Genomic DNA, 18983 nt, shown 5'->3' with positions numbered 1-18983 from the left:
TCTCCACTCTTGACTCATGGAGTGTCAATATTGATTGAATCAATATGAAGAGGGAGTGTGTACGGTGTGCACATGACGGATCATGGTGCGGCGGCGGGCGGCACGGAGCGGCTGACCACCCGCGAGGCGGCCGAACGGCTGGGGGTGAAGCCCGCGACGCTGTACGCCTATGTCAGCCGGGGGCAGCTCACCAGCCACCGCGAGCCGGGCGGGCGGGGCAGCACCTTCGACGGCCGGGAGGTCGACGCGCTCGCCCGCAGGGGCCGCCGGGAGCCCCCGGCGGGCGGCGAGGCCGGCGGCCGGATCCGTACGGGCATCACGCTGATCGACCGGGACCGGTACTACTTCCGCGGGGTGGACGCCACCGAGCTGGCCCGGCGGCACCACTACGAGGAGATCGCCGACTGGCTCTGGACCGGCACGCTGACACCCGGCACCCGCTTCACCGCCCCTCCGGAGGCGCTCGCGGCGGCCCGCCGCGCGATGGCCGCGCTGCCCCGGGGCAGCGGCTCGGCCGACCGGCTGCGGGCGGCGGTGATCGCCGCCGCGATCACCGATCCGGTCCGCTTCGACCTCGGCCGGGACGCGGTGCTCGGCAGCGCCAGAATGCTGATCCCGACGCTCGTCGACGCGCTCCCGGAGGCCGTCGGCCGCCCGGGCGCCCCCGAGCCCGGCGACGACAGGGAGCGGCTCATCGCCTTCCGCCTCTGGCCCCGGCTGACCGCCGAGGACCCCGACGAGGCCTCCCTGGCGGCGCTCGACATGGCGCTGGCCCTGCTCATCGACCACGACCTGGCCGCGTCGACGCTGGCCGTCCGGGTGGCGGCGTCCACCAGGGCCCATCCGTACGCCGTGGTCTCGGCCGGGCTCGGCGCGCTCGACGGACCCCTGCACGGAGCCGCCAGCGGACTGGCGCACCGAATGCTCGCGGAGGTGCTGGAGCGGGGCGGCGCGGGCCCCGTGGTCGCGGACCATCTGCGGGCCGGACGGCGGGTGCCGGGGCTCGGGCACGGCCTCTATCCGGGCCGGGACCCGCGCGCGGAGGCCCTCTTCACCGTGCTGGAGCGGATCCCGTCCGCCCGGGCCGCGCTGGAGGCCGCCCGCGAGGTGGAGGCGGTGGCCGCACGCCAGACGGAGCTGAACGCCAATGTGGATCTGGCGCTCGCGGTGCTGTCGGCCGCCTCGGGGATGAAGCCCGAGGCCGGCGAGACGATCTTCGCCGTCGCGCGCACGGCGGGCTGGATCGCCCACGCCCTGGAGGAGTACGGGGAACGCTCCCTCCGCCTCCGGGTCAGCGGCCACTACACCGGCCGCCGCCCCCCGGTGCCGCCGCCCTCCGGCACGGATCCCCGCCCCTGATTCGAAGACATCTTCGAAGGTCGAATTTCGGAAAGGCCTCGGAGCCGTTTACCGTTCTTAAGCATGAGACCCGAACCCACAGCCCCGCCCAGACGCCTGCGCCTGGGCTGGCCCCAGCGGGTCTTCTCGCAGGTCCTGCTGATGCAGCTGGCCATCGCCACCGGGGTCACCGTGCTGGCGACCGGCTTCTTCCTCGCGCCGCTCAGCGCCCAGCTGGACGATCAGGCCATGCGCCGGGCGCTCGCCATCGCCCAGACCGCCTCCTCCCCGGAGATCGTCAACGGGCTCACCCACACCCGTCCCACCGCCACGGGCCCCGTCCAGGCCGAGGCCGAACGGATCCGCCGGGCCACCGACGCCGAGTATGTCGTGGTCATGGACACCAGCGGAGTCCGCTGGTCGCACACCTCCCTGGACCAGATCGGCAAGGTGGTCTCCACCGACCCCAGCGCCGCTCTCGCGGGCCGCGAGGTGATGGAGATCGACAGCGGCACCCTCGGCCGCTCCGCCCGGGGGAAGGTCCCGCTCCACGACGACGAGGGCCGGATCATCGGCGCGGTCTCCGTCGGCATCGAGTACGACAGCGTCCGCGACCGGCTGTTCTCCGCCATCCCCGGACTGCTGCTGTACGCGGGCGGCGCACTGGCCGCCGGCGCGATCGCCGCCTATCTGATCTCCCGCCGACTCCAGCGGCAGACCCATGACCTGGCGTTCTCCGATATCTCCGCACTGCTCGCCGAGCGTGAGGCGATGCTGCACGGGATCCGCGAGGGCGTCGTCGCGCTCGACCCCAAGGGCCGGATCCGGCTGATGAACGACGAGGCGCAGCGGCTGCTCGGGCTGGAGTCCAACGGCCGGGGGCTGCCGCTCGAACAGCTGCTGGGCGAGGGCCGCACCACCGACGTACTGACGGGCCGGGTCACCGGCGAGGACCTGGTGACCGTGCGCGGCCACCGGGTGCTGATCGCCAACCGGATGCCCACGCACGACGGCGGCGCGGTCGCCACCCTGCGCGACCGCACCGAGCTGGAGCAGCTCGGCCGGGAGCTGGACTCCACCCACGGCCTGATCGACGCCCTGCGCGCCCAGGACCACGAGCACGCCAACCGGCTGCACACCCTGCTCGGGCTGCTGGAGCTGGAGATGCACGAGGAGGCCGTCGACTTCGTCACCGAGGTGGTCGGGGTGCACCGGGCCACCGCCGAGCAGGTCACCGAGAAGGTCCACGACCCGCTGCTGGCCTCCCTGCTGGTCGGCAAGGCGACGGTGGCCGCCGAGCGCGGCGTCTCCCTGCGGCTCGCCCCGGAGACCCTGCTGCCGGACCGGCTGGTGGACCCGCGCGGACTGGTCACGGTCGTGGGCAATCTCGTGGACAACGCCATGGACGCGGCCTGCGGGTCCGCCGACCCGAGGATCGAGGTCGAGATGCACTCCGAGGGCCGCACCGCCGTGCTCCGGGTCGCCGACAGCGGCCCCGGCGTCCCGGCCGAACAGCGCGAACTGATCTTCACCGAGGGCTGGACCACCAAGGAGCTGCCGGCCCACGGCAAGCGCGGCCTCGGTCTGGCGCTGGTGCGACGGCTCGCGGAGCGCCAGGGCGGCAGCGCCCGGGTCCGCGAGGCCGAGGGCGGCGGCGCGGAGTTCGTCGTGGTGCTCCCCGAGGCCCTGAGCGATCTGACCGGGACCGAGCCGGACCCCGAGCCCGAGCCCGCCGGCACCGCGGAGGCACGATGAACGACGGATGGACGCGAGGACTGGCCCCGGCCCGTCCCCAGCAGGCCGGCGGGGCCGCGGCGGCCCATGAGGTGATCGACGTCCTGGTCGTGGACGACGACGTCCGTGTCGCGGGAATCAACGCGGCCTATGTCGCCAAAGTGCCCGGTTTCCGGGTCTCCGCCGTGGCCCACTCGGCCGCCGAAGCGCTCGCCCGGATCGCCGACTCCCCCGCCGATCTGATCCTCATGGACCACTATCTGCCGGACGGAAACGGCCTCGCGGTCGTCCGGGAGCTGCGCGGGCTCGGCCACCACACCGATGTGATCATGGTGACGGCCGCTCGCGACGTGGCCACCGTCCAGGCCGCGATGCGCCACGGCGCTCTCCAGTACCTGGTGAAACCGTTCAACTTCGCCGGGCTGCGCACCAAACTGGAGGCGTACGCGGGACTCCGCCGCACCCTGGGCCGGGGCGGCGAGGCGGAACAGGCCGAGGTGGACCGCATCTTCGGCGCGCTGTCGGCCGGTTCGATCACCCCGGACCTGCCCAAGGGGCACTCCCCCACCACCGCCGAGGTGGTGCGGCAGGTACTGCTGGCGGCCGAGGGGCCGCTGTCCACCCAGGAGATCGCCGAGCGCTCCGGGGTGAGCCGGCAGACCGCCCAGCGCTATCTGAAGCTGCTGGAGCGCACGGGCAGGGTCCGGCTCAGCCTCAAGTACGGCGAGACCGGCCGGCCCGAACACCGCTATCTCTGGTCGGCGAGCGGCTGAGCCGAGGTCCGAGGTCACGCCCCGGGGGCCGTGACCTCGGGCCGTGACCTCGAACGTCCTGGCCTCGGCGTCCCGCCCTCGGCTCAGGCGTCGATGCGGGAGCGGTCCAGCGTCGCGGCGGAGCTGGTGATGAACTCCTTGCGGGGAGCGACCTCATTGCCCATCAGCAGGTCGAAGACGCCCTCGGCGGACTCCAGATCACCGATGTTGATCCGGCGCAGGGTGCGGTGGCGCGGGTCCATCGTCGTCTCGGCCAGCTGGTCGGCGTCCATCTCGCCGAGGCCCTTGTAGCGCTGGATGGAGTCCTTGAAGCGGACCCCCTTGCGCTGGTACTCCAGCAGCGTCCGCCGCAGCTCGCTGTCGGAGTAGGTGTAGACGTACTTGTCCTGGCCCTTCTTGGGCTGGACCAGCTCGATCCGGTGCAGCGGCGGCACGGCGGCGAAGACCCGGCCCGCCTCCACCATGGGCCGCATGTACCGCTGGAAGAGCGTGAGCAGCAGACAGCGGATGTGAGCGCCGTCGACATCGGCGTCGACCAGAAGGACGATCTTGCCGTAGCGCGCGGCGTCGAGATCGAAGGTACGGCCGGAGCCGGCCCCTATGACCTGGATGATCGCACCGCACTCGGCGTTCTTCAGCATGTCCGAGACCGAGGACTTCTGAACGTTGAGGATCTTGCCGCGAATCGGCAGCAGCGCCTGGAACTCGCTGTTCCGCGCGAGCTTGGCGGTACCGAGCGCGGAGTCTCCCTCGACGATGAACAGCTCGCTGCGCTCCACGTCGTCGCTGCGGCAGTCGGCGAGCTTGGCGGGGAGCGAGGAGGACTCCAGAGCCGTCTTGCGGCGCTGCGCCTCCTTGTGCTGACGGGCCGCGATCCGGGTGCGCGCGGCGGCGACGGCCTTCTCCAGCACGGCGCGGGCCTGGGCCTTGGCGTCCCGCTTGGTGGAGGTCAGAAAGGCCTTGAGCTCCTTGGCGACGACATTGGCGACGATCCTGTTCGCCGCCGAGGTGCCCAGCACCTCCTTGGTCTGCCCCTCGAACTGGGGCTCGGCCAGCCGGACGGTGACGACCGCGGTGAGGCCCTCCAGGGCGTCGTCCTTGACGATGTCGTCCTCGGCGACCCGGAGCAGCTTGGCGGAGCGGAGCACTTCGTTCACCGTTTTGGTGATCGAACGCTCGAAGCCGGTGACATGGGTGCCGCCCTTGGGGGTGGCGATGATGTTCACAAACGACTTGATCTTGCTCTCGTACCCGGTGCCCCAGCGCAGGGCGATGTCGACGCCCAGCTCACGGGTGACCTCGGTGGGGGTCATGTGGCCGCGGTCGTCGAGGACGGGGACGGTCTCCTTGAAGGTGCCCTGTCCGGTCAGCCGGAGCACGTCGCAGACGGCCCGGTCCTGGGCCAGATACTCGCAGAACTCGCTGATGCCGCCGTCGAAGCGGAAGATCTCCTGGCTCTTGCCCTGGCCCTCCAAATCCCGCTCGTCGTTGACCACGATGGTCAGGCCGGGCACCAGGAAGGCGGTCTGGCGGGCGCGCTGGTAGAGCGTCTCCAGGGAGAGCTTGGCCTCCTTGAGGAAGATCTGGCGGTCCGCCCAGTACCTCACCCGGGTGCCGGTGCGGGTCCTGGGCACCCGCTTGCCCTTCCGGGGCCCGTTGGCCGGGGAGAAGGCGCTCTCGGGGTCCGGGCCGGCGAAGCTGCCGGGGACGCCCCGGCGGAAGCTGATCGCGTGGGTCGCGCCGCTCCGGTCGACCTCGACGTCGAGCCGGGCGGAGAGGGCGTTGACCACGGAGGCCCCGACGCCGTGCAGACCGCCGGAGGCGGCGTAGGAGCCGCCGCCGAACTTGCCGCCGGCGTGCAGCTTGGTCATGACGACCTCGATGCCGGAGAGGCCGGTCTTGGGCTCCACGTCGACCGGGATGCCCCGGCCGTTGTCCCGGACCTCGACGGAGCCGTCGTCGTGGAGGATGACCTCGATGTGGTCGCAGTAGCCGCCCAGGGCCTCGTCGACGGAGTTGTCGATGATCTCCCAGAGGCAGTGCATCAGACCGCGGCTGTCGGTGGAGCCGATGTACATGCCGGGGCGCTTGCGGACCGCTTCGAGACCTTCAAGGACGAGCAGGTGCCGCGCGGTGTAGTTGGAGCCGTCACGCTCTGCGGTCAGCAGCGCTGTGGACGGCACGGACGTTTCGGCGGTCACGCGGTTCGCTCCTCGCTGAATTTCAGATGTGGCCTCGTGGGGTAAGGCCCCGGCGTCGGTCGCCGGGTCAGAGGGTACCGAGGCCTGGTAGAGCCGATGTAACGCCACCCTGATGATTCCTTATGCTAGTCCAGCGTCGTATGCCTGTTCGATCCCTCGATGGAGTGACGCGAACATCACGTTCCCTTCGAGGCATGAACCATTTAGGCTCCGGGCACGTCCTCAACAACAACCGGCAAGCCAGCCGGGAGGGCTAAATGAGACAAACGACGCGAAACCCGTAGAGCACAGCAATACGGCTCATTCGCCGCCACCCGGTAGCAGACAGCCTCCCCGGAAGAAGTTTTCAGGGAAAAGCCCCGAGCGGGAACGTTTTGGGACTGGTTGGATGTTGACCCTGGTACGACAGCTCGTCGAGCTAGAGAAGAGGCGACGTGACTACTGTTCTGACCCCCGCGAGCCCCCTGACGGCCGCTGACCGCTGCGACCGGTGCGGCGCCCAGGCGTACCTGCGCGTCGTCCTGACCAGCGGCGGTGAACTGCTCTTCTGCGCTCACCACGGGCGCAAGTTCGAGCCGGAACTCAAGAAGATCGCCGCGGAAATACAGGATGAGACCGACCGACTCACGGCCGTTCCGGCCGGTGCCGGCCAAGAGGAACACTGACGCCTCTGCATCCACGACGAGCTAAGGCCGGTCCCGGACCGGCTGACGGGCGGCGCCCCTGAGAGATCAGGGGCGACCGCCCGCTCTCGTACCGCGGCCACCGCACGTACCGCGGTCAGCGCCTTCACCCGCTGTCACCGACCCCCCGGCCCGGCCTCCCGGGCCCGGCCCGCGGCCCTTCCGGCCCCGGTACGCCGATGAGTGCAGCGCCCCGTACCGCCCCCGCCGTACCCCCGCGGCATCACCGCCGGAGCGCGCCGGAGCCCCGGGGCCCCGTACCGGCTACGTCCGTACAGGCCGTGCGGCGACTACGGCACCGCGAGGGCCGACACCCGGGTGTAGACGCCCGGGCTGTCCGCCCGGCCGCAGCCGCTGCCCCAGGAGACCAGGCCGATGAGTCTGCCGTCGGCCACCAGAGGCCCTCCGCTGTCCCCCTGGCAGGCGTCGTGGCCGCCCCGGGCATCTCCCGCACAGAGCATCGTGGAGGCCGTGTAGCGGCCGCCCAGGCCCCCTGGATAGGCCCTCTCACAGTCCGCGTCGGGCAGCACGCTCACCGGGGCCGCGCGCAGCGAGGTCGCGTAGTCGCCCTCGCCGGTCGTGTCGCCCCAGCCGTAGACCGTGGCGCCGGTGCCCGGTCTGTGCACGGGGTCGGCCGCTTCGGCCACCGGGATCACCTGGGACGCGGGCAGCGCCTCGGCGAGGGTGAGCACCGCCAGGTCCGAGCCGTTGGTGGCCGGGTCGTAGTCCGGCGAGACCCAGCTGCCGGCGATCCCGGTCTCCCTGCCCTCGTCGCTCGCCAGCTCGGTGCGCCCGCTGACGACCCGGAGATCCGGCAGATCGCCCACCTCGCCGCCCAGGACGGTCCGGCTCAGACAGTGGGCGGCGGTCATCACTTTGGTCGGGGCGACCAGGACCCCGCCGCAGAACTGGCCCCCGCGCGTTCCCCCGAACCGGTCACGGCTGGAGAGCGCGACCACCCAGGGGGTGTCGGCGGCCCGTGCCGCGAAGCCGCCCACGACGATGCTGTCGGCGGCGGCCGGGGCGGGCGATGCCAGCGGCGCCAGGGCCCCCGCTGGGATCAGGGCCAGTGCCCCGGTCAGGGCTCGGACGAGAGGACGGCGCATGGGTTCTCCTGACTCTGCGCGAACGGAGGCACACTCAGAGTCAGACAGCATCTCGCGGTCCGCACGCCCGGACACGGCGAAGGCCCGGATTCCTGGCGGAATCCGGGCCCTGTGACGACCGATTTCACATGGTTCAGTCGGTCATGACGCTTTGGTGACCCCTGGTCGGGGCCACCGGGCGCCGCTAGTCCAGGTAGTCGCGGAGCACCTGCGAACGCGACGGGTGGCGCAGCTTGGACATGGTCTTGGACTCGATCTGACGGATGCGCTCGCGCGTCACGCCGTAGACCTTGCCGATCTCGTCCAGGGTCTTCGGCTGGCCGTCGGTGAGGCCGAAGCGCATGGAGACCACGCCCGCCTCACGCTCGGACAGGGTGTCGAGCACGGAGTGGAGCTGCTCCTGGAGGAGGGTGAAGCTGACCGCGTCGGCCGGTACGACCGCCTCGGAGTCCTCGATCAGGTCGCCGAACTCGCTGTCTCCGTCCTCACCCAGGGGGGTGTGGAGGGAGATCGGCTCACGGCCGTACTTCTGGACCTCGATGACCTTCTCCGGGGTCATGTCGAGTTCCTTGGCCAGCTCCTCCGGGGTGGGCTCGCGGCCCAGGTCCTGGAGCATCTGGCGCTGCACACGGGCGAGCTTGTTGATGACCTCGACCATGTGCACCGGGATACGGATGGTGCGGGCCTGGTCGGCCATGGCGCGGGTGATCGCCTGACGGATCCACCAGGTGGCGTACGTGGAGAACTTGTAGCCCTTGGTGTAGTCGAACTTCTCCACGGCGCGGATCAGACCCAGGTTGCCCTCCTGGATCAGGTCCAGGAAGAGCATGCCGCGGCCGGTGTAGCGCTTGGCCAGCGAGACCACGAGGCGGAGGTTGGCCTCCAGCAGGTGGTTCTTGGCGCGGCGGCCGTCCTCGGCGATGATCTCCAGCTCGCGCTTGAGCTTCGGCGCGAGCTTGTCGGCGTTGGCGAGCTTGTCCTCGGCGAAGAGGCCGGCCTCGATGCGCTTGGCCAGCTCGACCTCCTGCTCCGCGTTGAGCAGGGGGACCTTGCCGATCTGCTTCAGATAGTCCTTGACCGGGTCGGCGGTGGCGCCGGCGACCGCGACCTGCTGCGCGGGAGCGTCGTCCTCGTCCTCGTCGGACAGGACAAAGCCCTTGTTCTCGCCCTCGGACTCCTCTTCGTCGCCCTTGGCGCCGGGCTGGACGTCGTCGAGCAGCTCCTCGCCCTCGCCGGCCTCGTCCAGGTCCTTCTTGGACCCCTTCTTGGCCACGGCCTTCTTCGCCACGGTCTTCTTGGCCGCGGTCTTCCTGACCGCCGTCTTCTTGGCGGCGGCCTTCTTGGCAGGCGCTGTCGCCGTGCCGTCGTCGCCGGCCGACGCGTCGACGGAGTCGCCCGTCGACGCGGTGGAGGCCGCGACCGTCCTCGTCGTCGTCTTGGCAGCGACGGTCCTGGTGGCGGTGCGCTTCGCCGGGCTCTTCGCCGCGACGCTCTTGCGTGAGCGCTTGGGCGATTCCGCGGCACTGACCATCAGCGTCACACCCTCTTCCTCGAGGATCTGGTTGAGGCTGCGCAGAACGTTCTTCCACTGGGTTGACGGAATCTGGTCGGCCTCGAAGGCTCGACGCACGTCATCGCCGGCGATCTGCCCATCAGCCTTTCCCCGCTCGATGAGCGCCATCACAGACTCGGACTCGGCGATCTCCGGCGGGAGCGTACGGGATGTGCTGGCCGACACGAACAACCTCTCGGAACGATGGATACGGCTTCCGGCCCCACCCATGATCGGGCCGGAGCCGACGACCACCGGGCTACGGATGTGCCGGTGGCGCGGGCGGAACCTCAGCTGGAACAAGACAGCGCCATGAACGGCTGCTGTATTCCCTCCTCGGCTGTCACCTCTTAGGTCATCGCCCTGTTTCGAGGAGTGTTACGTCGAATCGGCGTGGCCCGAGTCACACCCGATTCGCGGCGAAACCCTCATATGGGGCGATCAGCACACAATCGTGCCGCCGGACCCCGCGGGATGCCCGGCGACACTCGGTGCTTACGGCTCCGCACCCCTCGGCGCCCCGGCCGTCCGGCCGGGGGAGGGTCTCAGTGCTCGCGGGGGGCGGGCACCGACCGCTCGACATCCGGGTGGACGGTGAGCAGCTGCCGCATCGCGGACTCGGCGGCGTACGAGTCGCCCGCGGCGAGGGCGTCGACGATCCGTCCGTGGTGGGCGAGCGAGACCTCGTTGGGGCGGTCACAGCCGGTGACCGGGGAGCCGGAGACCTGGAGGGCGGAGGAGACGATGCCGGAGAGGTGCTCCAGCATCCGGTTGCCCGCGAGCTGGATGAGCAGGGCGTGGAACTCGGTGTCGGCGCGGGAGAGGGTGATCCCGTCGCCCTGGGCGAGCGCGTGGCCCATGATCTCGACCATGTCGCCGAGCCGCTGCTGGACGTCCTCGCGGCCGTGGCCGGCGGCGAGCCGGGCGGCGAGGGGCTCGATGGTCCACCGCAGCTCGGAGAGTTCGCGGCGCTGGTCGTCGCGCTGCGGGCCGAAGGCCCGCCATTCGATGATGTCGGGGTCGAGCAGGTTCCAGTCGCTGACCGGGCGGACCCGGGTGCCGACATTGGGGCGGGCGCTGACCAGGCCCTTGGCCTCCAGGACGCGGAGGGACTCGCGCACGACGGTGCGGGAGACCTCGAAGCGCTGGCCGATCTCCTCGGGGACGAGCGGGCGGTCCGCTCCCAGGTCGCCCGAGACGATCATCTGGCCGAGCTGCTGGACGAGTTGGCCGTGCAGCCCGCGGCCCCGGCTGCCTGCCGCCCGGCGGCCGACCCGTCCCAGCTCCACGTCGGAGCCGTCCCACACGGGAGGGCCGACGCGGTCGGCTCCGGGCGATTCCGCGTAGGGGTATCGGTCGAGTTCGCCCGGGCCGGCGAGGCCGGAGTCGGCGGGGCGGGCGGCGGTCATCATGGTGTGCGCAAGGGTACTCACGCATCCTTTGTCGGCCCGGCTCCCGCACCCCTTGAGGTCTTTGGTGAAAAGCACACGAAAGGGTGATCGGCGCTTCCCCCACAATTGACGCCTTATCGGAAAGAAACGGGCGTACTCAAGGGAGTTATGAGCAGATCGCCAATCGCCGGTCGATCATGCTCACCAAGGGGTACCGCGACGACGGCCGATGAACATGTACGCGCAGATGAGAACAGACAGCGACAACATCAGCGCCACACCGACAGGTTGGGCGAACGCGTGTACCCCGGCCGAGAGCCAGTCGTCCGCCTGCCGGGGCAGCCGTGTCCAGGCCAGTTCCCGGAGTCTGCCGGGCAGACCGTCGGCCGGCCGGGCCGAGGGGACGGCCAGGGCCCCTCGTACCAGGGGGGCCACCAGGACCGGCACGGCGAGAACGGCGGCCACCCCGGCCGCCGTGAGACGGAAGACCCCGGCCGCGAGCAGCCCGGCCCAGGCGCAGCCGACCGACAGGGCGCACCAGCCGGCGAGCAGGGCGGGCCAGCCGTCGGGCAGCGCGGCCGCCTCGCTCCCGTACACGAGACGCAGCGCCCAGGCCCCGGCGGCGGCGGCGACCACCGCGACCAGGAGGGCGACGGCCGCCGTCACCGCGAGCTTGGCCGCCAGCGGACCGGCCCGGCGGGGTGTGGTGCCGAGGGCGGCGGCGAGCGCGGGGTGGCGGAACTCCTCGCCGAAGGAGAGCGCCCCGATCACGCCCGCGCCAAAGGCGGCGGGCGGCAGCGGAAGGAGGTCGGGCCAGGCGGCGAGCGCGGTGGTCAGATCGGTGCCCCGGGAGCGGGCGAGCAGTACGCAGCAGACGGGCGAGGCGGCGACCGCCGCGGCGGCGATCAGGGCGGCGGTACGGACTCCGAGGAGCCGGAGCAGCTCGTAGCGGAACGGGCGCGCGGGACCGGCCGCGACGGGCGCCGGGGCCTGGGCCTGGGCCGGGAGCGCCGCCCGGCCGGGGTGGGGGGCGGGCGGTCGCGGCGGCCCGTCCGGAGCCGGGACCGGAGCCGGGGCGGCGGTGCCGGGTTCGTCGGCGAGCAGATGGACGGGGACTCCGTGGCGGAAGGCGGTCTCGCCGACCTCGGCGCAGCTGCTGCCGTAGACGGAGAGGAGGCCGCCGTCCTCGGTGACCGCCTCCACCGGGCGGCGGGCGGCGCGCGCCTCGCGCCGGACGAGGTCGGCGAGGCGGGCGGCGTGCGGGGTGCGGACGGCGACGCGGGGCCGCCGTCTGGTCCGGGCGAATTCGCCGGCGGTCTGGTCGGCGACGAGGCGGCCCGCCTCGACGGTGACGACGCGGTCGGCGAACCGGGGCGCGTCCCGGGGGTCGTCGGTGGTGCACAGGACCGTGCCGCCGCGGTCGGCGTGGGCCCTGAGCAGCCCGTGCCACCACTGGAGCTCGGCCGGGGGCAGACCGGCGGCGGGCTGGTCGAGGATGAGTGCGTGGGGGTCTCCGAGGAGGGCGCAGGCGGCTCCGAGTCTGCGGTCCGCGCCGAGGGAGAGCGTGTCGAGCCGCCGGTGGGCGAGGCCCGCGATGCCGGTGGCTTCGAGCACCTCGTCCGCGCGGGCCGGGGGCGCCCCGACGGCGGCGCAGAGCATGCGCAGATGGCCCCGGACCGTCCGCGCCGGATGGCCGGGGACGTCTCCGAGGAGCGCGCCGACCTCGCGGGCGGGGTGGGCGACGCGGTGGAGGGGGCTGCCCCGGAAGTAGGTCTCGCCCCGGCCGGGTTCGATGCCGAGCATCAGGCGCAGCGCCGTGGACTTGCCGGAGCCGGGAGCGCCGAGGAGGGCGGTGACCCGGCCGGGCGGCGCGTCGAAGGTGAGGTCGTGGACGGCGGGCGGGAGGTCCCGCCGGGGGGCGCTGGTCAGTCCGATGGCCTGGAGCATCGCTTCTCTCGCAAAGGTGCGGACGGGTGACCGCTCGGCGGCAGGCGGGTACCGCAGCAAGATAACGCGACATTTCGGACTTCTGGCGCAGCCGAGCGCACCCGGGTGTCAGACCCGGCCCGGGGCGCCCGGCCCCGGGCGGCTCAGACCTCGGGGCGCAGCATCGGCGGGTTGAGCACGGTGGCCCCGCCCGCCCGGAAGAGCTGCGCGGGACGGCCGCCCTGGCGGGTGGTCGTCCCGCCGGACGGGACGAGGAACCCGGGCGTGCCGGTGACCTTGCGGTGGAAGTTGCGCGGGTCCAGGGCCACGCCCCAGACCGCTTCGTACACCCGCCGCAGCTCGCCGACCGTGAATTCGGGCGGGCAGAACGCGGTGGCCAGCGAGGAGTACTCGATCTTGGAGCGGGCGCGCTCCACGCCGTCGGCCAGGATCACCGCGTGGTCGAAGGCCAGCGGCTCGGCCTCCTCCCCCGCCCGGCCCGCCGGGTCCTCCCGGCCGAGCAGGTCGGTCACGGACGCCCACCGCGCGCCGTTCGCGTCGCCGCCCGCCCGAGGGGCCGGCAGATCGGGGGCCAGCACCAGATGGGCGACACTGACGACCCGCATCCGGGGATCCCGCCGGGGGTCGCCGTAGGTGGCGAGCTGCTCCAGGTGCGCGCCGTTGCCCGGCGCCGGGGAGGCGGGGTCGTGGGCGCAGAGGCCGGTCTCCTCCACGAGCTCCCGCGCGGCGGCGGTCGCGAGGTCCTCGTCGTCCCTGACGAAGCCGCCGGGCAGCGCCCACCGGCCCTGGAAGGGCGGTTCCCCCCGGCGGACGACCAGCGCGCACAGGGCGTGACGGCGCACGGTGAGCACGACCAGGTCGACGGTGACGGCGAAGGGCGGGAAGGCCGACGGGTCGTAGGGAGACATGCCGTGATCATAGTCGTCTGCCTGACGATAAACACTCCTTTCGTCACCCTTGGGCCCTCCTTTCTCGGGCCGCCCGCCGGACTCCGCCGGCCTGCCGGGGCGGCACCGCGCCGCCCCGGCCGGGACGAGCGCGGGGGTCGCGGCGAGCGCCCGCTCATCGGTGGCTCCTCCCCTCCTCCCGCCGGGTCTCGCGGCCGCTCCCCCGCCCCGCGCGCCCCGGCGGGCGCGCCGTGCCCCGGGCCCTCGGCCGCGCCGCCCCGCGCGGCCTTCGCGCCCCCGCGGGCCCGGCGGGCGCCCCGCGCCGCCGGACGCCGGGCCGGCCGCCGCCGCGACGGGCGGTGGGATCCGGGGCGGCCGCCGCCTCCCGGGCCTCCCTCTCCTGGCGAAGGCACTCGCGGAGCGTCTCCGGATCCAGATCCTCGTTGCACGCCTGGTGCAGCAGCCGGGCGAAGACGTACTCGGGATCCCTGCTCAGGGCCAGCCCGAGGGCGACCCGCGCGGCGGGCTCGTCGCCGGTGGACCAGGAGACCCAGCCGGCGAGGGTGAGCGGGGCCACCGCGTGCTCGGCGTAGGGGCCGACGCAGCGGCGGGAGAGCGCCCGCCAGAGCCTGAGCGCGGACCGGGCCTCCGCCCCCTCCATCCACTCCGCCGCCCTGTCCCTGGTCTCCCGGTCCTGCAAGCCGATGATCATCGCGGCCGCCTCGCCGGGGCTGACGAGACCGTCGTCCGCCAGATCCGCCTCCGGCCCGCCGGGCGGTCCCGGCGACTTCGCCATGCGCTCCATCACGGTGCGGGCCAGGTCGATGGTCTCCCGGGCGACCTCCCGCCGCCGCTTCCCGTCGAGGATCCTCGGCACCAGCGCCAGGGCCGCCCCGTCCAGCGCCCGCCGCTGCTCGGCGGCGGCGGCCGGAGTCGTCAGCGGTTCGAGTCCGGCCTCCATGTCGCGCAGCGAGCCGCGCACCCGGATCCCCGCGTAGGCGGCCGTCGCCGCCATCACCGAAGTCCCGGGAACGGCCAGCGGATTCCCCTCCGGCGGGCAGCAGCGCTCGTCGGGGCAGCAGTAGGACCAGAAGCGGCCGCCGGAGACGCACAGCGCCTCGTACACCGGTACGTCGAGCCCGCCGCAGGCGGTGCGGAGCGACTGCGCGAGCGGCCTCAGCCGCTCCATGACCCGGTGCCCGGTCTCCCCCTCGGCGGGGTCCTGGCAGAGAAAGAGAACGATGCCGTCGGGACGGCCGCCCCGCCGCTCGCTCCCCTCGATCAGACACTCCGCGAGCTGTCGCGCCACGGGCGGCCACTCCTTCTCCGCGCGGGGGATGCCCAGTCTCACCCGCCCGCCGAAGCGGCCCCGGCTGCCGTGCAGCGCGACCATCACCACGGAGTCGGTCGGGTGATAGCCGAGCATGTACGGCAGCGCGTCGGCCAGTTCGGCGGGGCCCCGCAGGGTGATCCGGGGGTCGTCGGCACGTCCGGTGGGTTCATGGTGCTTGTTCATGACCCGACGGTCTCGCGCTCCGGAGAAGCCCGCGACCCCCTGTGGATAACTCGCTCCCGGCCGACTTCTGTCCGACGAGGTTGTCCACAGGCTCGGACGCCGCGTTGGCGCGCTGTCGGCGGCATCGGGTTGCATGGGGACATGACCTGCGCGGAACGTGATCGGCTGTGTCACCCGGGCGGCGCGGACTCCCCGCCCGTCGACCGCTCCGGCGCGGCGGCGGTCAGACGCGCCGGAGCGGTCGGGAGCCGTGTCGAGCGCGACAAGCGTCCCGGGGTCCGCGATACCCGGGAGCACATGGCGGTGGAACGCGCCGGCCATGGCCTCCAGATCCTCCGGCCTGCCGGTGATCCGAGTCATGAGGTTGATGCCCGCGTAACCCCCACGACGATCCTCGCGGTCTCCTCCACCTCGACATGGGGCAGCACCTCACCGTGCTCCCGCGCCTCGTCATACGCCTCCCGCTCCCGGAAGCGGGCCTCGCGCGGCACGGGCGCGGGCCGGGAAACGGCGGGTCCGCCGCCGCTCCCCGGCGCCCGGGGAAGCCGCTCGGCCGTCACCGGGGAAGCCGCTCGGCCGTCAGCCGGCGTCCGGGACGAGAACCACCTTGCCCGTCGTCTCCCGCGCCTCAAGGGCGGCGTGCGCCTCGGCGGCCCGCGACAGCGGGAAGGCCTGGACCGAGGGCACCATGGTCCCGTCGGCGGCCGCGGCCAGCGCGCGGGCCTCGTCGGCGGGCGCGTCCTGCCCCTCCAGCAGCAGGGCCAGGGCGTCGATGAAGGTCACCCTCCGCGCCTTCAGCTCCGCCTCGTCCGGCAGGAAGTCCTCGCGCGACGACGCCCCGATGCTGACGTACCGCCCGCCCTCGGCCAGCAGCTCGAAGGCGGCCCGGCCCTTCTCGCCCGCGACTCCGTCCAGCACGGCGGTGACCCGTCGCTCGCCCAGCCCCGCGCGGACGGCGTCCGGCCAGTCGGGGCGGTTGTAGTCGACGGCCAGATCGGCCCCCAGCTCCCGTACCGCCGCCGTCTTCTCCGGTCCGCCGGCCGCGCCGACGACCGTGGCGCCGCGATGGCGGGCGAACTGCACGACCAGGCGTCCGACGCCGCCGGCGGCGGAGGTGACCAGGACGACGTCGTCGCGGGTGAGGGCGGCGACGCCGAGGAGGCCCACGGCGGTGGCGCCGGTGACGACCATGGCGACGGCGGCCTCATGATCCAGCCCGGCCGGAACGCGGTGCAGCGACGGCACATAAGCGACGACCCGCTCCGCGTAGCCCCCCGGGCCGCTGTGCGCGGTGACCACCTCGGCACCCACCCAGGCCGCGTCCACATCCGGCCCGACCGACGCCACCACACCGGACACCTCTCCTCCGAGGACCGCCGGGAGCTCCGGAAGCGGCGGTCCGATGTCCAGCCCCTGTCTCATCGCCGTCTCGATCAGATGAACACCCGCCGCCCTCACCTCGATGAGAACCTGACCGCCGCCCGGAACGGGATCGGGCACGGTCTCGAAACGGAGGTTCTCGGGGGCACCGAACTGATGCAGCACGACAGCACGCATGGTCGTTCCTTCCGAATTCACTCGCGGGAAGGACCACTGTTCAACCTCAACATTGATTGAGGTCAAGCCGGGCCGCGGCGATAACGCCCGTCGTGCCGCCGGATCAGCCCGCCGCGGCGAGGACCAGCGGAAGGACCCGCTCGCCGCCCGCCCTGCGAATGAGCCGGGCGGCGACCGCGAGGGTCCAGCCCGAGTCGGTGTAGTCGTCCACGAGCAGTACGGGGCCGGGAGAGCCCGCCAGCGCGCCGGCCAGCTCCTCGGAGACGGCGAAGGTCCCCGACAGCGCCTTGAGGCGCTGGGCCGAATTGCTGCGGCGCGCCGTGTGCGCGCCGTCCGGCCCGGTGTACGTCAGGGTGCCCAGCAGCGGGAGACGTCCGACGGTCGCGATCCCCCCGGCCAGGGAGCCGACCAGCCGCGGACGGGTCAGGGACGGCACGGCGACGATCCCCACCGGCCGGGCGGAGGCGTCCGGGACGCCGGGGGCCCAGCCGCCCGGAGAGCGCGCCCAGTCGGCGAGGACGGCCACGGCGGCCCGCAGAACGTCGTCGGGGACCGGCGCGTCCGGCGCGTTCTCCGCCAGCAGGGGGCGCAGCCGGTTCCCCCAGCCGATGTCCGACAGCCGTCCCAGGGCACGCCCGGTGGAGCACTGCTCCCCGGCGGGGATGCGCCCCTTGAGGTCGATGCCGAGCGCGGGCATCCCCGTGGGCCACATCCGGCGCGGCTCGATCTCCACACCCGGGCGGTCCAGCTCCTTCGCCGCCCCGGTCAGCGTCTCCGCCGAGACGGAGGCGTCGGCCCAGACTCCCGCGCAGTTGTCGCAGCGGCCGCACGGGGCCGCCCCCTCGTCGTCCAGCTGACGGCGGAGGAACTCCATCCGGCACCGGGTCGTGCTGACGTAGTCGCGCATGGCCTGCTGCTCGGCGGCGCGCTGGCGGGCGACCCAGGCGTAGCGCTCGGAGTCGTAGGCCCACTCCCGGCCGGTGGAGGTCCAGCCGCCCTTCACCCGCTTGACGGCCCCGTCCACGTCGAGGACCTTCAGCATGGTCTCCAGACGGGTGCGCCGGAGCTCCACCGCCGCCTCCAGGGCCGGCACGGACAGCGGCCGTCCCGCGTCGGCGAGGGCCGTCAGGGTCTGGCGCACCTGCGCCTCGGGCGGGAAGGCGGTGTCGGCGAAGTAGCGCCAGATGGCCTCGTCCTCCTTGCCCGGCAGCAGCAGCACATCGGCGTGCTCGACGCCTCGGCCGGCGCGGCCGACCTGCTGGTAGTAGGCGATGGGCGAGGACGGCGAGCCGAGATGGATCACGAAGCCCAGGTCGGGCTTGTCGAAGCCCATGCCCAGCGCCGAGGTGGCGACCAGCGCCTTGACGCGGTTCTCCTGGAGGTCGACCTCGGCCTGGAGCCGGTCGGCGTTCTCCGTCTTGCCGGTGTAGGAGGCCACGTTGAAGCCGCGCTGCCGCAGAAAGGCGGTGGCCTCCTCGGCGGCGGCGACGGTGAGGGTGTAGATGATCCCGGAGCCCTGGAGCCCGCCCAGGTGCTCGGCGAGCCAGGCCAGCCGGTGCGCGGCGTCCGGCAGCCGGACGACTCCGAGGCGGAGGCTCTCCCGCTCCAGCGGGCCGCGCAGCACCAGGGCCTCACCCGCGCCGGTGCCGAGCTGCTCGGCCACGTCCGCGGTCACCCGCGCGTTGGCGGTCGCGGTGGTGGCGAGCACCGGTACACCGGGGGCGAGCTCCGCCAGCATCGCCCGCAGCCGGCGGTAGTCGGGGCGGAAGTCATGGCCCCAGTCGGAGATGCAGTGCGCCTCGTCGACCACCAGCAGGCCGGTCGTGGCCGCGAGCTTGGGGAGCACCTGTTCGCGGAAATCGACGGAATTGAGGCGCTCCGGGCTGACGAGGAGGACATCGGTCTCGCCGCGCTCGACCTCCTCGTAGATCGTTTCCCACTCCTCCGGGTTGGCCGAGTTGATGGTGCGCGCCTGGATACCGGCCCGCGCCGCCGCGTCCACCTGGTTGCGCATCAGCGCCAGCAGCGGCGAGATGATCACTGTGGGGCCGGAGCCGCGGCGGCGCAGCAGCGCGGTGGCGACGAAGTACACCGCCGACTTGCCCCAGCCGGTGCGCTGCACCACCAGGGCGCGGCGGCGCTCCTCCACCAGGGCCGCCACGGCCTGCCACTGGTCCTCCCGCAGCCGCGCCGCCCCCGCCGGGGCGCCGACCAGCTCGGCGAGGATGGCATCGGCTTCGGCGCGGAGCTCCAGGTTTTCCATACCCCCATGCAACCCGATGGCACTGACAATCGCCC

Annotated in this window: 13 protein-coding genes; 4 read left to right on the top strand and 9 right to left on the bottom strand. The window is 72.9% G+C overall.

Features of this window, described 5'->3' with window-relative positions; translation table 11 throughout:
* Positions 1–72 precede the first annotated feature (72 nt).
* The 3 genes from IE247_RS22690 to IE247_RS22680 all read left to right on the top strand — a co-directional run bounded on the left by IE247_RS22690 (position 73) and on the right by IE247_RS22680 (position 3845).
* Positions 73–1359 (top strand): citrate synthase, encoded by a 1287-nt coding sequence (locus IE247_RS22690; RefSeq protein ID WP_190125080.1) that lies wholly within the window; start codon positions 73–75, stop codon positions 1357–1359.
* Positions 1360–1422: 63 nt separating this feature from the next.
* Complete coding sequence (locus tag IE247_RS22685) at positions 1423–3093, top strand: ATP-binding protein (RefSeq protein ID WP_190125079.1); 1671 nt, start codon at positions 1423–1425, stop codon at positions 3091–3093.
* Between the two features lie 71 nt (positions 3094–3164).
* Entirely contained in the window at positions 3165–3845 is a 681-nt protein-coding gene (locus tag IE247_RS22680; protein ID WP_190125136.1) for a DUF7342 family protein, read from the top strand.
* Between the two features lie 83 nt (positions 3846–3928).
* Here the strand turns inward: IE247_RS22680 and IE247_RS22675 are convergent, their stop codons facing one another.
* Positions 3929–6046 (bottom strand): DNA gyrase/topoisomerase IV subunit B, encoded by a 2118-nt coding sequence (locus IE247_RS22675; RefSeq protein WP_190125078.1) that lies wholly within the window; start codon positions 6044–6046, stop codon positions 3929–3931.
* Between the two features lie 434 nt (positions 6047–6480).
* Between IE247_RS22675 and IE247_RS22670 the strand changes: the two genes are divergently transcribed.
* The gene (locus IE247_RS22670) at positions 6481–6711 is read left to right on the top strand and encodes a DUF7455 domain-containing protein (RefSeq protein WP_190125077.1); all 231 of its coding nucleotides are present in this window, start codon (positions 6481–6483) and stop codon (positions 6709–6711) included.
* Positions 6712–7019: 308 nt separating this feature from the next.
* Here the strand turns inward: IE247_RS22670 and IE247_RS22665 are convergent, their stop codons facing one another.
* From IE247_RS22665 to IE247_RS22630, 8 genes are all read right to left on the bottom strand, one after another.
* Positions 7020–7835 (bottom strand): S1 family serine peptidase, encoded by an 816-nt coding sequence (locus tag IE247_RS22665; protein ID WP_190125076.1) that lies wholly within the window; start codon positions 7833–7835, stop codon positions 7020–7022.
* 184 nt (positions 7836–8019) lie between these two features.
* Complete coding sequence (locus IE247_RS22660; RefSeq protein ID WP_190125075.1) at positions 8020–9573, bottom strand: RNA polymerase sigma factor; 1554 nt, start codon at positions 9571–9573, stop codon at positions 8020–8022.
* A gap of 359 nt (positions 9574–9932) precedes the next feature.
* On the bottom strand, positions 9933–10820 hold the full coding sequence (locus IE247_RS22655; RefSeq protein WP_190125074.1) for a FadR/GntR family transcriptional regulator: 888 nt from the start codon (positions 10818–10820) through the stop codon (positions 9933–9935).
* Positions 10821–10979: 159 nt separating this feature from the next.
* Complete coding sequence (locus IE247_RS22650) at positions 10980–12725, bottom strand: ATP-binding cassette domain-containing protein (RefSeq protein WP_190125073.1); 1746 nt, start codon at positions 12723–12725, stop codon at positions 10980–10982.
* A gap of 143 nt (positions 12726–12868) precedes the next feature.
* A complete protein-coding gene (locus IE247_RS22645; protein WP_190125072.1) occupies positions 12869–13633 on the bottom strand; it encodes an NUDIX hydrolase in 765 nt (254 codons plus the stop codon).
* Positions 13634–13787: 154 nt separating this feature from the next.
* Positions 13788–15128, bottom strand: coding sequence for a DUF4192 domain-containing protein (locus tag IE247_RS22640; RefSeq protein ID WP_190125071.1), 1341 nt, complete (start codon positions 15126–15128; stop codon positions 13788–13790).
* A 579-nt stretch (positions 15129–15707) separates the two neighbouring features.
* Positions 15708–16685 (bottom strand): zinc-binding dehydrogenase, encoded by a 978-nt coding sequence (locus tag IE247_RS22635; protein WP_190125070.1) that lies wholly within the window; start codon positions 16683–16685, stop codon positions 15708–15710.
* A 103-nt stretch (positions 16686–16788) separates the two neighbouring features.
* Complete coding sequence (locus IE247_RS22630; protein ID WP_190125069.1) at positions 16789–18948, bottom strand: RecQ family ATP-dependent DNA helicase; 2160 nt, start codon at positions 18946–18948, stop codon at positions 16789–16791.
* Positions 18949–18983 lie beyond the last annotated feature (35 nt).

The organism is Streptomyces inusitatus, assembly GCF_014651115.1.
Taxonomy (GTDB): domain Bacteria; phylum Actinomycetota; class Actinomycetes; order Streptomycetales; family Streptomycetaceae; genus Streptomyces; species Streptomyces amakusaensis.
Note: the sequence above shows the minus strand (reverse complement) of the source record. Positions and strands in the feature narration are given on the sequence as shown.

Excerpts from the sequence above, each read along its gene's own strand:
- IE247_RS22690 (WP_190125080.1), top strand. The coding sequence starts at position 73 with ATGACGGATCATGGTGCGGCGGCGGGCGGCACGGAGCGGCTGACCACC.
- IE247_RS22685 (WP_190125079.1), top strand. The coding sequence starts at position 1,423 with ATGAGACCCGAACCCACAGCCCCGCCCAGACGCCTGCGCCTGGGCTGG.
- IE247_RS22665 (WP_190125076.1), bottom strand. The coding sequence starts at position 7,835 with ATGCGCCGTCCTCTCGTCCGAGCCCTGACCGGGGCACTGGCCCTGATC.
- IE247_RS22650 (WP_190125073.1), bottom strand. The coding sequence starts at position 12,725 with ATGCTCCAGGCCATCGGACTGACCAGCGCCCCCCGGCGGGACCTCCCG.
- IE247_RS22645 (WP_190125072.1), bottom strand. The coding sequence starts at position 13,633 with ATGTCTCCCTACGACCCGTCGGCCTTCCCGCCCTTCGCCGTCACCGTC.
- IE247_RS22640 (WP_190125071.1), bottom strand. The coding sequence starts at position 15,128 with ATGAACAAGCACCATGAACCCACCGGACGTGCCGACGACCCCCGGATC.
- IE247_RS22635 (WP_190125070.1), bottom strand. The coding sequence starts at position 16,685 with ATGCGTGCTGTCGTGCTGCATCAGTTCGGTGCCCCCGAGAACCTCCGT.
- IE247_RS22630 (WP_190125069.1), bottom strand. The coding sequence starts at position 18,948 with ATGGAAAACCTGGAGCTCCGCGCCGAAGCCGATGCCATCCTCGCCGAG.